Origin of the sequence: Flavobacterium sp. S87F.05.LMB.W.Kidney.N (genome assembly GCF_004366435.1) — a bacterium.
Taxonomy (GTDB): Bacteria; Bacteroidota; Bacteroidia; order Flavobacteriales; family Flavobacteriaceae; genus Flavobacterium.
The window spans coordinates 368,537-383,738 of sequence record NZ_SODX01000001.1; the positions used below are offsets into that span (position 1 = coordinate 368,537).

Genomic DNA, 15,202 nt, shown 5'->3' on the forward strand with positions numbered 1-15,202 from the left:
TTAATAAACATTTCAATTTCTCGTTTTAGCAAGATGCCGTAACTTTACTTTTTAAACTGTTGTCATTTTCAATTGGCAGCATAAAATCTTCAAAAGTTACAATTATGGCTTCACAATTATTTACTCCATTAACTATAAAAAAAATTACTTTAAAAAATAGAATTGCAATTTCTCCAATGTGTCAATATTCTGCAGAAGACGGTTTTGCAAACGATTGGCATTTGGTTCATCTAGGAAGTCGAGCGACTGGAGGTGCGGGATTAATTATTCAGGAAGCGACTGCAGTTTCTCCAGAAGCAAGGATTTCTCCTTCAGATCTTGGAATTTGGAAAGACGAACATGTCGAAAAATTGAAGCAAATCAACCAATTCATTATTTCTCAAAATTCAATTCCGGGAATTCAATTGGCGCATGCGGGACGAAAAGCAAGTGTTTCTGCTCCGTGGCTTGGCAATAAAAAATTAGATTTCGCTCAAGGCGGATGGCAGACCGTTTCTGCAAGTGCGATTCCGTATCATGATGACGAACCATTTCTTCCAGAAGCTTTGGATAAAAACGGAATCCAAAAAGTGATTTCAGATTTTAAAGAAGCAACAAAACGAGTGGTAGAAGCTGGATATCAGGTTTTAGAAATTCACGGCGCACACGGATATTTGCTGCATCAGTTTTTATCTCCATTGACTAATGTGAGAACAGATGAATATGGAGGAAGTTTTGAAAATAGAATTCGTTTTACTTTAGAAATTGTAGAAGCAGTTCAAACCGAATGGCCATCTGATTTACCATTATTTGTTAGAATATCAGCAACTGACTGGGCAGAAAACGGATGGAATCCTGAAGAATCTGTACAGCTTTCAAAAATATTAAAAGAAAAAGGAGTAGATTTAATTGACGTTTCATCAGGCGGATTGGTTTCGCATCAAAAAATTACACTTGGCCCAGGTTATCAAGTTCCTTTTGCAGAGAAAGTAAAAAAAGAAGCTAATATTTCAACAGGATCAGTTGGTTTAATTACCGAAGCCAGACAAGCCGAAGAAATACTAAAAAACGGTCAAGCCGATTTAATTTTATTCGCCAGAGAATCTTTGAGAAATCCGAATTTGCCTTTAGATTTCGCTAAAGAATTAGACAGCGAAATTCAATGGCCAAAACAATACGAACGAGCTAAGATTTAAAATTTATTAGCTACAGATTTCAAAGATTAAAATGATTTCTTTTTAATGTTTTTCGATACGAATTTCAGGAATTATTTTAAACTTGTAAAGCAACGATTTGTGTAAATTCGTGAAATTCGCGGCAAAAAAAATCCTTTTTAATCACATTAATCTGTGGCAAAAAACTAAAAATAACATGCAAAAAATAAAAACAGCACTTTTATCATACGGAATGTCGGGAAAAGTTTTTCACGCACCGTTTCTAGATATTCACGAAGGATTTGAATTATTAGGTTCTTGGGAAAGAAGCAAAAAGTTAATTCAAGAAGATTATCCATACGTTAAAAGTTACGCTTCGATAGACGAATTATTAAACGACGATGTAGATTTAGTAATTGTAAATACACCCGTAGGAACACATTATGAATATGCTAAAAAAGTCCTTTTGGCAGGCAAACATGCTGTAGTAGAAAAGGCTTTTACAACAACAGTTGCTGAGGCAAAAGAACTTTCATCAATCGCTAAAGAAAAAGGACTGAAATTAGCCGTATTTCAAAACAGAAGATGGGACAGTGACTTTAAAACAATCAAGAAAATTATCGACGAAGGAGTTTTAGGTGATTTGATAGAAGCAGAATTTCATTTTGACCGCTATAATCCTTTATTGAGTCCGAAGGCACATAAAGAAACGGCAAATGACGGCGCTGGAGTTTTAAAAGATTTAGGTCCGCATTTAATAGATCAAGCGGTGAGTTTATTTGGCTGTCCGAAATCAGTATTTGGGGATATTCGAGTAACCAGAGAAAATTCTGTTGTAGACGACTGGATCGATTTGACATTGTTTTATTCTAATTTCAGAGTAAGATTAAAAGCAGGTTTTTTTGTGAGAGAAGCCAATCCAGCTTATACCATTCACGGTAAAAAAGGTTCTTTTTTGAAACCTCGAGGAGATGTTCAGGAAGACGATTTAAAAATCGGAAAAAAACCAAATCTAGAATCTTGGGGAACAGAAGATGAAAATCTCCAAGGACTTTTACACACAGAAATTGATGGTAAAATAGTAAGAGAAAAAATCCCGACACTTCAAGGTAATTATTTCAGTTTTTTTGATGGAGTTTACGATTCGATCGTAAACGATAAAAAAGAACCAGTGACTGCAGAAGATGGAATAAAGGTAATGCAGGTTATAGAGGCTGCAATTGCAAGTAATGCCCAGCAAAAGGTAATAAGTATATAATAAGTATGTAAAGTAGGATTATCATTCTGTAGGAATGTTTCGTCGGTAAAAAATATAATGTTCAGTCGCATTTACGTTCCATAGGAACGTTTGATTTTGTTGTCATTTTTATAATCTAAATGTATCAAACGTTCCTACGGAACGTAAAATTTCGCAACAATATAATTTTTTCTACCGACGAAATGTTCCTATGGAACAGAGAAATATAAATAAAAAGGAGTTTTCTCGAAAATTGAGATTGCTCCTTTTTTTGTTTTTAATAAAAAATGAGGCAGATTATAATTCTACTAAACCTGAAAAGTTGTAATTTTAATAAGAAGATTTCAATTGAAAACCTTCGAATTTATAAACAATAACGTTGTATATTGTGCATAAGATTAGGTTTTATGCGCTTTAACATGTGTTTTTAGTATTTTTGAAAATATCATTCATTAAAAATTAAATATGCTGATAAATTTTAATCCATTAGCGCTTTTTCAGACCAAAGGTAAAATCAAGAAAGTATTTAGAGAGGCAAAGGCTTCTTATTTAAATCGGATTCGTTTTGCCGTTGGAATGTTTTATTTCGGAATGGGTTTGAGTTTTGCAACATGGGCGAGCAGAATTCCAGATATTAAAACGGCTTTGCATTTAACAGAAGGCGATTTAGGTTCTATACTTTTTGCGCTTCCAGTTGGGCAATTAATGATTATGCCATTTTCTGGAAAAATGGTTACCAAATTTGGCAGTCACCGCATTTTGATTTTTTCTTTAATAATGTACGTCTTCTGCTTAATTAATTTGGGTTTAGCAACAACGGCTTTACAATTATCTTTAGGATTATTTTTGTTTGGCTTGTTTGGAAATCTAGCCAATATTGCCGTAAACACGCAAGGAGTTTACACGGAAGTTTTGTTCAAAAAAACAATCATGTCAGCATTTCACGGAATGTGGAGTTTTGCAGGATTTACAGGAGCATTAGTCGGTTTAGGCATGCTTGCTTTAAAATTAAGTCCGCTGCATCATTTTCTAATTGTGGCTGGAATAGTTTTGCTTATGGTTGCTTTTAATTTTAAATTTTTGGTGCGAGCCAAAGAAAAAGTAAAAGTAAAACAAGAAGGCAAAAAACTATTTGTAAAACCAGACACAGCTTTACTTTGGCTTGGTGTAATCGGATTCTGCAGTATGGCAAGCGAAGGAGTTATGTTCGATTGGAGCGGTGTTTACTTTAAAGATATTGTACAAGCGCCTGGAGCATTAGTAGTTTTAGGCTACACTTCTTTTATGATTATGATGGCTGGCGGAAGATTTTTGGGTGACGGATTAATCAATAAATTTGGTCGTGAACGCGTTATGCAGATTAGCGGCGTTATGATTTCTGCCGGACTTTTTACTGCTGTTTTTCTTCCTTATATTATTCCGTGCACCATTGCTTTTATGTTCGTTGGTTTGGGCGTTGCTACTATAGTTCCAACCGTATATAGTATTGCTGGGAAAAATCCAACCGTGCCTGCCGGCGAAGCTTTAACGATTGTTTCGAGTGTAAGTTTCTTAGGGTTCTTGATGGGACCTCCTGTAATTGGGCATATTGCACAAAGTTTTGGTCTTCAATTCTCTTTTGCTTTTATCGGAATATTTGGAGTTTTGATCGCTTTTATGGTTTCTAAAATTCGCACTACAGCTTAAATTATCGCTTATGAGTACTTAATTAGCTTTTCATTAATTAAAATAAATTTGGAAGAATTTACTTATATTTAAATATTTTACCTATTTTTGAATTTAGAGCCTCACCGCTAAAACTTAGAATTTCTTTTCCAAAAACCAATATTATCTTTTGAATAAGGATTGCGATCCTAAAAAATTTTCAAAAATAAATTGGAATTTTTAATGGTAAAAAAATACTTAACGGCTTTAATTTTAATGTCTTGTACTTTTGCATCGGCACAGCAGCAGGAAATAACTGTTACTGGAATCGTTATTGATGCGCGAACGCAAAATCCGCTGGAAAATGTAGTCGTGACGATACAGAATACAGCAGTGATGCAGCTCACGTCAAAAGATGGAAAATTTGAACTTCATATATTTCCGCAAAAAGAGCAATTACTTTTGCTGAGAAACCAAGGATACAAAGATTATATTTTAAAAATCCAATCTTCAAAACAAAACATTAATCTAGGAATTTTACAGATCGAAGATACTTATTCGGATGAAGTTCCAGCTGCATTGATTACTTTGTCTGATAATGATTTTTCTGAAGATAACAGCTCCTCAGAAATGACATCTGGACTTTTACAATCTTCAAAAGATGCCTTTATGCAGGCATCTGCGTTTAATTGGGGTCAAGCTCGGTTTAGAATTCGCGGTTTAGACAGTGAAGACGGAACCATGATGCTCAACGGAATGACAATGAACAAAATCTACGACGGAAGACCGCAGTGGAACAATTGGGGAGGCTTAAATAATGTATTGCGTAATCAAGAATTTTCTGTTGGAACGGCTGCATCAAATTATACTTTCGGTGGAATTTTAGGGACACAGCAAATAACAACTCGAGCTTCCTTATACCGAAAAGGAACATCACTTACATTTTCTGGAAGCAATACAACATACACTTGGCGTGCAATTGGAACATATGCATCTGGAATGAATTCTTCTGGCTGGGCTTATGCGGTTGCAGCAGGAAAAAGATGGGCTGATGAAGGTTACTTTCAAGGAACAAATTTCAATGCAGATTCTTTTTTCATTAGTGTCGAAAAGAAATTAAACAACAGAAATTCTCTGAATTTTACAGGGTTTTATACTCCGAATTCGCGCGGAAAAAATTCGGCAAATACAAGTGAAGTGACCAGTTTAATGGGAGAAAAGTACAATTCGTACTGGGGATTTCAGAATGGTGAAAAACGAAATGCAAGAGTTAAAAATGTTGAAGAACCATTATTAATGCTGAATCATTATTTTAAAATTGATGCTAAAACAAACCTGAATTCGAGCGTTATGTATCTATTTGGGAAAGTCGGAAACAGCAGTATAGATTATCAAAATGCAGATAGTCCAGATCCCGCTTATTATAAAAAAATGCCAAGTTATTTTAGTTCGCTTTATGCGAAAGATCAAGGACAATTTTCAGGTGAGTTTACTCCAGATTATGAAAATGCAGTAAAAAATACAATTGCACTTCTCGAAAATCCTCAGATTGATTGGGAGTCAATGTATCTTGCTAATCAAAATCCAACGGAAAATGGTTATGAACCTGCAAAAAGTAAATATGTTCTCTATGAAGACCGAACAGACGATAAGACTTTTGCAGTAAATTCAAACTTAAATACACAGATTACTCCAAATATTTCATTTGATGGCGGATTCACTTTCCGAAAATTAAAATCACATAATTTTCAGTATTTGCTGGATCTTTTAGGCGGAGAATATTTCGAAGATATTGATCCATTTTACAAAGGAAATCTTTCACAATCAGATTTACAGCATCCAGATCGAAAAGTTAAGAAAGGAGATATTTATGGGTATAATTATAATTTGCTTGCTAATACTTTAGATGTTTTCACGCAGTTTAAATTTACTTATAATAAAACAGAATTTTATCTGGCACAATCATACGCAATTTCCGATTATCAAAGAGAAGGATTGTATCAAAACGGACTTTATCCAACTTCTTCACTGGGAAAAAGTGATAAGGTTAACTTTGAAAATTTTGGTTTCAAAGGCGGATTTACGTATAAAATCTCTGGAAAGCAGCTGTTGTTTTTTAATGCAGCGCATTTGACAAGAGCTCCTTCTCTTAGAAATACATTTTCAAATTCACGATTAAATAATTCGATAGTTAATGGAATTGAAAGTGAAAATATTAGCAGTGCCGAAGCCAATTATGTTTATCGATCGCCAAAACTTAAAATGCGTTTTACGGCTTATTACACTTTAATAAAAAACACTTCAAAAATTTCTTTTTTCTATGCCGAAGGAATTTTCGATAACGGAGCAGGTTATGATGCTACAGATGCTTTTGTAAGTCAGACTTTAACGCATTTAGACAAGAAAAATACTGGATCAGAATTAAGTTTAGAATATCAATTTTCATCGACATTAAAAGCGACCTTGTCTGCAGCGTACGGAAATTATGTTTACAGCAGTAATCCAAACGTATCAATTACAAATGATGCAAACGCAGCAAAAGATGGTGCGCAGACTACCTTTGATTTTGGTCAAGCCTATCTTAAAAATTACAAACAGCCAGGAACTCCGCAGCAGGCTTATTCGTTTGGAATGGAATATCGCGATCCAAAATTTTGGTGGCTGGCTGCTAATATTAATTATTTGGCAGAAAGTTATATCGATGTTTCGCCAATTTCAAGAACTTCCCAGTTTTACATAAATCCAGCCAATAATTTTCCTTTCCCAGAAGCAACTTCAGAAAGAGGAAATGAATTATTGAAACAAGAAAAGTTTGATCCAGTATCATTATTAAATATAAGTGGAGGAAAGTCATGGCGCATTCGTAAAAAATATATAGGTCTTTTTGCCAGCGTTAATAACGTTTTCAATTCAATATATAAAACTGGAGGTTTTGAACAGGCACGAAATGCAAATTTCAGAGCTCTAAATCAAGATGTTTCCAGCGGAACACCATCGTTTGGTCCTAAATATTATCATGGTTACGGAAGAACTTATTTTTTAAATCTCACCATTGGATTGTAAATCAAAATCTCATGAAAAACATATTTTTAAATTCATTTTTTGGACTATCATTATTTATTATCACGAGTTGCAGTACCGAAGTCGAAATGCCGAAATTGGTTTGCACACAGCCAGATTTCACAGTAAATAAGACTGTAGAAAAAGTATATGAACTTTCCAATAATACGGCCAAACAATATTTATACGATGATATTATTGAAGCGTATGTAGTTTCTAGTGACGAAGGCGGTAATTTTTTTAAGACGATTTCATTGCAGACAATTGCTGCTGCAAAAACTCCAGCAATTGGTTTTAGCGTTCCCATAGATGCATCAAATACTTATATTGATTATCGCGTTGGAAATAAAGTATATGTAAAACTTAAAAACCAATTTACAGATTTATACTATGGCGGATTAAGAATTGGAAGTTTATATGTAAGTAATGCCGGCGATCCAACAATTGGCAGGATTTCTCAAAATGATTATAAAAATGTTCTGAATGCTTCCTGTACAATAATTGATGAAAATACTTTGGTTGAATCACTTTCTATAGAAGAGGCGCTTAAGGATATTAAGTTAAACACATTAATAGAATTAAATAATGTCGAATTTACAGAGGCGGCATTAGGACGTCATTATTTTGAAGAATCAAATAATGTGGGCGGATCTACAAATTGGAATCTGCGAGATAAAACAGGAAACCAAATTATTTTTAGAACCAGCAGTTATGCAAAATTTGCAGATCATTTTGTGCCAGAAGGAAGTGGAAAAGTAAGAGGGATTCTGACCAAATTTGGCACTGATTATCAATTGATGGTAAGATACGAAAGTGACATTGATATGAATGGAAAAAGGAATGTCCCGTTTTTTGCAGAAGATTTTCAGTCCGTTAAAAACAATGTAAATTTTGTTTTGCCTGGCTGGAGCAATATTGTAGAAAAAGCCACTAAACTTTGGAAGAGTATGGTATATTCCGGAAATGGGTATGCAGAGTTTAATACTACAAGCACGACGGCAGCCGAAAATATTGCATGGCTGGTTTCTCCTAAAATTAATTTAGCAGGATATAAAAATGCGGTATTTTCGTTTAGAAGTGCACAGCATGATTTAAAAATGGATTCGCCTTTAAATACGTTAGAAGTTTATGTTTCAACCAATTTTGATGGTTCGAATGTTACCAAAGCAAAATGGACAAAATTAGAAGCTAAAGTTCCTTCATTAGCAACACCAACACGCGAATTTATAAGCTCTGGAGGAATTGATCTCTCGGCGTATTCTGGAAATATTCATATTGCATTTAAATACATCGGTTCTGGAAAAGATAAAACTTTAAACGGCGCTTTTATGGTTGATGATATTAAGATTTTTGGAGAAAAATAGGACGTAATTTTTAAATTCAAAATTAAATAGTTGATTTTTAGAGCTTTATTTAAAAGTTTGTAGTTTTCGTATTTCAAATTCCTGAAATTTGATTGAATTTTGTATTTTGGTCATCCCAAATCAATACAAATACCTCATGAAAACCTACTTTCTTGCCATCTTGATGATGGTTTTTCCATGTTTACTGCATAGTCAGGACGCTCCTGTTAAATTGAAGCAGATCAATATTGTTAAAACAAATTACCAAAACTCTAAAGACGGTGAAATTGTAAATAAAACAATGGTCTTTAAAGATGGTAAACTTCAAACCGTAACAACTTCAGACGTTGTACAGCATTTCTTTTACAACAAAAATGGTTTGCTTGATATGACTGTTAAGGATAAGGTTGGAAGCGACTGGAAAGAAGTCGTAAATTATACTTATGATGCTGACAACAATATTACAAAGTTTGTCAAAAAATATCAAGAAGGACCAAATTATATTACTAAAGTGGTTTCATTTGTTTATGAAGGTGCAAGGATTAAAGTTACTACAAAAAAGAGCACGAATCACCAGAATTTAGTAGATGATATCGAATATCTTGTTGAAAACGGAATCATTGTAAGACGTACTTCACGCGATAGAAATAAACAAATTATTGGAAAACTTGAATACGTTTATGTAAACGATAATGTATCTAAACACAAAGGATTGGTTGGAGATAAAATTTCTAAAACCTACACTTACGATGATAAAAAATCGGTGGATCAATTAATTGTTCAAAGCTTGTTTGGTGATAATTACAAAGTAATTGTACCAATGATTTCTTACCATGAAGACGAATTTGCCTTTGAATCGATTTCATACAATAATGAAATGAATTTTAGTCCTTCGTCTACAGCTTTAGTAGCGGTAAGCAGAAAATACAAATACAACAAACTAAACTTTCCGATTTCTTGTTCGCAAATTGAAGAAAACGGAATTGTAAAAACAGAAAAAACGTTTATTTACGAGTAAATATTTCAAATTTAGAAATTATTCAAAATGGAATTTTGTTGAGGTAAGCTTAACAGAATTCCATTTTTTTATAATTTGCTGTAAAAGCAGTTGTAGATATAAATTTAAAAACGAAATTGTATAATTGATTGTAGCTTACAAATGATTAAATTTGCAACTTATTCAAGACTATGTTAGAAAAAGAAGTTATAAATTTTGAGAGAACAGTAATTGTTGGAATTGTTACTCAAAATCAAAGTGAAGAAAAACTAAATGAATATTTGGACGAATTAGAGTTTTTGACATTTACCGCAGGAGGTGAAGTTATTAAACGCTTTTCGCAGAAAATGGAACGTCCGAATCCCAAGACTTTTGTGGGTACGGGAAAAATTGATGACATCAATCTTTTTGTAAAAGAAAACAAAATATCGACAGTAATTTTTGATGATGAATTAACGCCTTCACAGCAAAAAAATATTTCGAGAATTATTGATTGTAAAATTCTGGATAGAACCAATTTGATTCTGGATATTTTTGCGCAGCGAGCTGAAACTTCATATGCAAGAACTCAGGTAGAATTGGCTCAATGTCAGTACTTACTTCCAAGACTTTCTGGTTTATGGACACACCTTGAGCGTCAAAAAGGGGGTATTGGTATGCGTGGACCCGGTGAAACAGAAATCGAAACGGATAGACGTATTGTGCGTGACAGAATTTCGTTGTTGAAAGATAAAATCAAAACGATTGACAAGCAAATGAGCATTCAGCGCAGTAATCGCGGTGCGATGGTTCGTGTGGCTTTGGTTGGTTACACAAACGTTGGGAAATCGACTTTGATGAATGCAATAGGTAAAAGTGATGTTTTTGTTGAGAACAAATTGTTTGCAACTTTGGACACTACAGTTCGAAAAGTGGTGATTAAAAACTTACCATTTTTGCTTTCAGATACCGTTGGTTTTATTCGAAAACTACCAACACAATTGGTTGATTCTTTTAAAAGTACACTAGATGAGGTTCGTGAAGCAGATTTGCTTTTGCATGTTGTAGATATTTCACATCCTGATTTTGAGGATCATATAGAATCTGTAAACAAAACGTTGCAGGAAATTAAAAGTAATGATAAGCCAACGATCATGGTTTTCAATAAAATCGATGCTTACCGTCATCTCACTATTGAAGAAGATGATTTAATTACCGAAAGAACCCGCAAACATTATACACTCGAAGAATGGAAACAAACTTGGATGAATGATGTAGGAGAAGGCAAAGCTTTATTTATCTCAGCAAGAGAAAAAGAAAACTTTGAAGAATTTAGAGAAACGGTTTATGAAGCTGTTCGACAAATTCATATTACTCGTTTTCCTTATAATAAATTTTTGTATCCAGATTATAAGGATGCGATTGAGAAGGAAGAAGAAAATGAAGAATAATAATTTTTTTACCGCAAAGAGCGCTAAGATTTTTATATTATAGTACCATAAAAAACAAAGTTCGCAAAGCTAAATAACATCCAGCTTTGCGAATTTTTATTTTATAAAATTGAGATTTGAAAAAACTTTGCCTCTTTGCGGTAAAATATAATAAGGACTTTATAGATTAAAATCCGAAGTTAACTCCTAAACCAAATACTTCTCGAGTTTGGAGACCTTCAAAAGCGTTATCATCGTAAATTGCTTGGAATGCTAAGTTAGCAGATAAGAATTTATTTATTTTCATTATGATATTCAAAGAGTAATTGATATCAACATTTTGAGGATCTTCTAAATAATTAGAGTATAAATTCAATGTGTTTTCTGCAGTTACATTGGTCATAATCGCCAATTTATAATAAACTGAAGCATAAAAACCGAGTTCGTAACGCATCGTTTTGCCTTCGTCAACTCCAAAATAATCACCATCTACATAAGGCAAACCTGTAAATCTGTCAATTCCGCTTGTATAAGCATTGTCTACAAAAGTGAATTTTGAAGTAAGAGGAGCAAAATTTATTTTAAGATTATCATCTTTTGTCCAATAAATACCAGGACCAGTAGTAAGATATCCAGGAGACATGAATTTAGTCTGTTCAGTTCTAATCTCTTTTCCGTTAGCATCCTGACCGTAAATATAACCCGTTGTAAATTGCGTTCTAAAGTTTAAAAAGAAAGAGTAGTACCACTCGCCAAAAGCTCTTTTCCCTACAATTGAATTAAACTCTAATCGGTCATCGGTTTTTTTTCCGAAGTCGGTATTTTTAGTTTGTAAAAGTCCGTAAGAAGCAAGGATTTTATTATCCCAGGTTACATCGTCTTTTTTATAATTAAAGTCATAGTTTATTCCTAAAGTTCCAGAAAAACTATCTTCACCACCAGCGATCCAGTTGTTGAAGCTTGATTGGTTTAACAAAAGAGATACTGTTCCTTTTGCTTTCCAGCCTTCTCCTTCAATAGTATCATTAATTTTTTTTACTGCTTTTTCGGTATTCTGAATTAATTCTTTTTCTGAATTTTGTGCCTGAACAATAGCAAAGTTCGCTAAAATGCATAGTAATAACGCCAGCTTTCTCATGGTTGTTTAGTTTAAGTGTATTATCAAATATACTAAAAACCAATTGAAACTAGATAATTATCGCTTGTAATTGCAGGTTATTTCTTAGATTCTTTGTATAAAGGTACTGCAGAGCATGCTTCGCCATACATTATGCTGCGAGCAAATGGCTGTAAATAATTTGCAGCTAAAATATAAGCACGCATAGGAACGGGTTTTCTAGAACAGCCTTTTACAATTACGGGTTTGCTTTTGTAAACAGAATAATCAATTTTACTTAAAATCTCTTCGTAAAGACTTGCATCAAGATCTTCGATTGTTCCGTTAACTACTTTTTTGGCATACGGAGCTAAATGAACACTCACTAAAATTAATGCCCAAGCCGGAATAATAGCATCTGTACTGCAATGTACAGCAACATATTGATCCTGATATTGCGACCAATCATGATTTTTCAGGTGCTCTCTAAAGTCTTTTTCTTTCAATAAAAATCCTTCCAAAAGCCATTGCGAAATGTCAATTTGCACACGCATTCCTTTTGGATAATAATCCTCTAAATCAAAAACTTCTAAAGCACTATTGGCAACTTTATTGATAATTTCTTCCATGTGAAAAGTTAGTTTCAAGTTTGAGGTTTCAAGTTCCAAGTTGAGTAACCTGAAACTTTAAACCTGAAACCTGAAACAAATATTTTTAAAGCATTCCTAATTCTAATTTCGCTTCTTCGCTCATTAAATCTTTACTCCAAGGTGGATCAAAAGTAATTTCTACTTCAACATCTTTAATGTGCTCGATTGTTTTTACTTTCTCTTCAACTTCGCGTGGTAAACTTTCTGCAACTGGGCAGTTTGGAGATGTAAGAGTCATTAGGATTTTTACTTCGTAATCTGTATTTACCATTACGTCATAAATTAATCCTAACTCGTAAATATCAACAGGGATCTCAGGATCGTAAATTCCTTTTAAAATTTTTACGATTGATTCTCCTAATTCGTTTGTGTCTATTTCTTGTTCCATTGTTTTTATTTGTTTTTTGCCACGAATTTTACAAATTTCCCGAATTAAAATTTGTGTTAATTCGTGAAATTCGTGGCAGAAGAAATTTAATTTTTGTTTTTTGAATCAAATGCTAAAGCATACATTTTGATGTTTTTAATCATCGAAACCAAACCGTTAGCACGTGTTGCTGATAAATGCTCTTTTAGACCTATTTCATCAATAAAATCTACATCAGCTTCTAGAATGTCTTTTGCTTTTTGATTAGAGAAAGCACGAATTAAAATTGCAATTATTCCTTTAGTCAAAATAGCGTCGCTGTCTGCCGTGAAAACAATTTTATCGTCTTGTTCTTCACCTTGTAACCAAACTTTTGACTGGCATCCTTTAATTAAATTCTCATCGGTTTTATATTCTTCTTTAATCAGCGGAAGCGTTTTTCCGAGCTCGATGATGTATTCATAACGCTGCATCCAGTCGTCGAACATTGAGAATTCATCTATTATTTCGTTTTGTATTTCTTTTATTGTCATAATTATTCTTTAACAAAATCAACTAATAAATTTACTAGTTTTTCGATTTCTTTTGGAGGAAAACCATTGTCGAAACCTTGTGTTTCATAGATTTTTCCATCTTTTGTTATTTTTAAATTTCCTATAGCAGCACCATCGTATGTACGTTTGTCAGTTGGAGCTTTTAAAGAGGAAAGATTGTCTAAATTAACTTTAGAAAATGCAGTAACAATTTCGTTCCATTTTGCATCATCAATATTAATTTGCACAGGTTCAGCATTACGTGCTGTAGTAACCAAAACCGATTTGTTTTGTGTTACGATAGTTTTGTAATAACCTCTTGAGTGCGCAGAATATTCAATTTGTGTTGAAGTCATATCTGTTTTTTTTTGACTGCAGCATCCAGTTGCAATAAAAAGCGTTAAAAGCAATAAAGACAATATTCTCATAAAAATAGTTTTTTTTAGCTTAGCATTGTTTGTGCTTTTTTAACGGCATCAACCATTAAATCAATTTCTTCTTTAGTATTATAAAAAGAGAAAGAAGCACGAATTGTTCCAGGAATACAGAAGAAACTCATAATTGGCTGTGCACAATGATGTCCAGTTCTTACGGCAATTCCTAATTTATCTATAATAGAACCAATATCATACGGATGAATTCCATCAATATTAAACGAAACTACAGATGCTTTATTTTTCCCCGTTCCGTAGATTCTTAAACCTTCAATTTCAGATAAACGTTTTGTGGCGTATTCCAAAAGTTCGTGTTCGTACTCTTGAATATTTTCGAAACCAATAGTATTCAAATAATCAATTGCAGTTCCAAGAACAATTCCGCCGGCAATATTTGGTGTACCTGCTTCAAATTTATGAGGCAAATCTGCGTAAGTAGTTTTCTCGAAAGTAACTTCTTTGATCATTTCGCCGCCGCCTTGATAAGGAGGAAGTTTGTTTAACCATTCTTCTTTTCCGTATAAAATTCCAGTTCCGGTTGGACCGCACATTTTATGCCCTGAAAAAGCATAGAAATCGCAATCCAATTCTTGAACATTTGGTTTTAAATGAGGAACTGCCTGAGCACCGTCAATTAAAACAGCGGCACCAACAGAGTGCGCTTTATCAATTATATATTTTATCGGATTAATGATTCCAAGTGCATTTGAAATATGGTTAAGTGTAACCACCTTTGTTTTTTCCGAAAGCAAAGCATCAAACTCTTCTAGAATTAATTCTCCGTTTTCATTAATTGGAATTACTTTTAAAACCGCACCTGTTTTTTCACACAACATCTGCCAAGGCACAATATTACTGTGATGTTCCAATGACGAAACAATTACTTCGTCACCTGGTTTTAAAATTGAAGCAAAACCATTGGTTACTAAATTAATACCATGAGTTGTTCCCGAAGTAAAAAGTACTTCATGAGCATGTTTTGCGTTTATATGTTCTTTTACTTTGCCACGAGAAATCTCGTAAGCGTCAGTAGCTAACTGGCTTAAAGTGTGAACGCCACGGTGAATATTGGCGTTAATTTCTTGATAATATTTTACTTCCGCATCGATCACAACTTGTGGTTTCTGAGAAGTAGCTCCGTTGTCGAAATATACTAAAGGTTTTCCGTTAACTTTTTGGTTAAGAATTGGAAAATCAGCTCTTATTTTTTGAATATCTAGCATGTCTTATTTAGAAAAAATCTATTTACAAAAGTACTAAAACTAAATTTGTTTATACAGGAATTCTATAATTTCCTTT

The 15,202-nt window shown here is 33.5% G+C and carries 13 protein-coding genes; 7 read left to right on the top strand and 6 right to left on the bottom strand.

Annotation, left to right across the window (positions count from 1 at the left end; genetic code table 11):
- The first annotated feature begins 104 nt into the window (after positions 1–104).
- From EDB96_RS01660 to hflX, 7 genes are all read left to right on the top strand, one after another.
- Positions 105–1,175: an NADH:flavin oxidoreductase/NADH oxidase gene (locus tag EDB96_RS01660; protein WP_134138914.1), complete on the top strand. Its 1,071-nt coding sequence runs from the start codon at positions 105–107 to the stop codon at positions 1,173–1,175.
- Between the two features lie 175 nt (positions 1,176–1,350).
- Entirely contained in the window at positions 1,351–2,391 is a 1,041-nt protein-coding gene (locus tag EDB96_RS01665) for a Gfo/Idh/MocA family oxidoreductase (protein ID WP_134138915.1), read from the top strand.
- A gap of 444 nt (positions 2,392–2,835) precedes the next feature.
- Positions 2,836–4,056, top strand: coding sequence for an MFS transporter (locus EDB96_RS01670; protein WP_134138917.1), 1,221 nt, complete (start codon positions 2,836–2,838; stop codon positions 4,054–4,056).
- A gap of 201 nt (positions 4,057–4,257) precedes the next feature.
- Complete coding sequence (locus EDB96_RS01675) at positions 4,258–7,077, top strand: carboxypeptidase-like regulatory domain-containing protein (protein WP_134138919.1); 2,820 nt, start codon at positions 4,258–4,260, stop codon at positions 7,075–7,077.
- Between the two features lie 11 nt (positions 7,078–7,088).
- On the top strand, positions 7,089–8,438 hold the full coding sequence (locus EDB96_RS01680) for a DUF5689 domain-containing protein (RefSeq protein ID WP_134138921.1): 1,350 nt from the start codon (positions 7,089–7,091) through the stop codon (positions 8,436–8,438).
- A gap of 136 nt (positions 8,439–8,574) precedes the next feature.
- Complete coding sequence (locus EDB96_RS01685) at positions 8,575–9,435, top strand: hypothetical protein (protein ID WP_057115609.1); 861 nt, start codon at positions 8,575–8,577, stop codon at positions 9,433–9,435.
- Positions 9,436–9,605: 170 nt separating this feature from the next.
- Positions 9,606–10,844 carry a GTPase HflX gene (gene hflX / locus EDB96_RS01690; RefSeq protein ID WP_057115612.1) on the top strand — a complete coding sequence of 413 codons (1,239 nt, stop codon included), beginning with the start codon at positions 9,606–9,608 and terminating at the stop codon, positions 10,842–10,844.
- Between the two features lie 166 nt (positions 10,845–11,010).
- Here hflX and EDB96_RS01695 read toward each other — a convergent pair whose 3' ends face one another.
- The 6 genes from EDB96_RS01695 to EDB96_RS01720 form a co-directional block, all read right to left on the bottom strand.
- Positions 11,011–11,961 (bottom strand): DUF3078 domain-containing protein, encoded by a 951-nt coding sequence (locus EDB96_RS01695; protein ID WP_134138923.1) that lies wholly within the window; start codon positions 11,959–11,961, stop codon positions 11,011–11,013.
- 77 nt (positions 11,962–12,038) lie between these two features.
- The gene (locus EDB96_RS01700; protein ID WP_057115616.1) at positions 12,039–12,548 is read right to left on the bottom strand and encodes a DUF2480 family protein; all 510 of its coding nucleotides are present in this window, start codon (positions 12,546–12,548) and stop codon (positions 12,039–12,041) included.
- An 85-nt stretch (positions 12,549–12,633) separates the two neighbouring features.
- Positions 12,634–12,957, bottom strand: coding sequence for an SUF system Fe-S cluster assembly protein (locus EDB96_RS01705; RefSeq protein ID WP_134138925.1), 324 nt, complete (start codon positions 12,955–12,957; stop codon positions 12,634–12,636).
- A gap of 86 nt (positions 12,958–13,043) precedes the next feature.
- Complete coding sequence (locus tag EDB96_RS01710; RefSeq protein ID WP_057115618.1) at positions 13,044–13,469, bottom strand: SufE family protein; 426 nt, start codon at positions 13,467–13,469, stop codon at positions 13,044–13,046.
- A gap of 2 nt (positions 13,470–13,471) precedes the next feature.
- Entirely contained in the window at positions 13,472–13,897 is a 426-nt protein-coding gene (locus EDB96_RS01715; protein ID WP_134138927.1) for a hypothetical protein, read from the bottom strand.
- Between the two features lie 14 nt (positions 13,898–13,911).
- On the bottom strand, positions 13,912–15,126 hold the full coding sequence (locus tag EDB96_RS01720; protein ID WP_134138929.1) for an aminotransferase class V-fold PLP-dependent enzyme: 1,215 nt from the start codon (positions 15,124–15,126) through the stop codon (positions 13,912–13,914).
- Positions 15,127–15,202: the final 76 nt, after the last annotated feature.

Coding starts and splice junctions, on each gene's coding strand:
- EDB96_RS01660 (WP_134138914.1), top strand. CDS start 105: ATGGCTTCACAATTATTTACTCCATTAACTATAAAAAAAATTACTTTA.
- EDB96_RS01665 (WP_134138915.1), top strand. CDS start 1,351: ATGCAAAAAATAAAAACAGCACTTTTATCATACGGAATGTCGGGAAAA.
- EDB96_RS01670 (WP_134138917.1), top strand. CDS start 2,836: ATGCTGATAAATTTTAATCCATTAGCGCTTTTTCAGACCAAAGGTAAA.
- EDB96_RS01675 (WP_134138919.1), top strand. CDS start 4,258: ATGGTAAAAAAATACTTAACGGCTTTAATTTTAATGTCTTGTACTTTT.
- EDB96_RS01680 (WP_134138921.1), top strand. CDS start 7,089: ATGAAAAACATATTTTTAAATTCATTTTTTGGACTATCATTATTTATT.
- EDB96_RS01685 (WP_057115609.1), top strand. CDS start 8,575: ATGAAAACCTACTTTCTTGCCATCTTGATGATGGTTTTTCCATGTTTA.
- hflX (WP_057115612.1), top strand. CDS start 9,606: ATGTTAGAAAAAGAAGTTATAAATTTTGAGAGAACAGTAATTGTTGGA.
- EDB96_RS01695 (WP_134138923.1), bottom strand. CDS start 11,961: ATGAGAAAGCTGGCGTTATTACTATGCATTTTAGCGAACTTTGCTATT.
- EDB96_RS01700 (WP_057115616.1), bottom strand. CDS start 12,548: ATGGAAGAAATTATCAATAAAGTTGCCAATAGTGCTTTAGAAGTTTTT.
- EDB96_RS01705 (WP_134138925.1), bottom strand. CDS start 12,957: ATGGAACAAGAAATAGACACAAACGAATTAGGAGAATCAATCGTAAAA.
- EDB96_RS01710 (WP_057115618.1), bottom strand. CDS start 13,469: ATGACAATAAAAGAAATACAAAACGAAATAATAGATGAATTCTCAATG.
- EDB96_RS01715 (WP_134138927.1), bottom strand. CDS start 13,897: ATGAGAATATTGTCTTTATTGCTTTTAACGCTTTTTATTGCAACTGGA.
- EDB96_RS01720 (WP_134138929.1), bottom strand. CDS start 15,126: ATGCTAGATATTCAAAAAATAAGAGCTGATTTTCCAATTCTTAACCAA.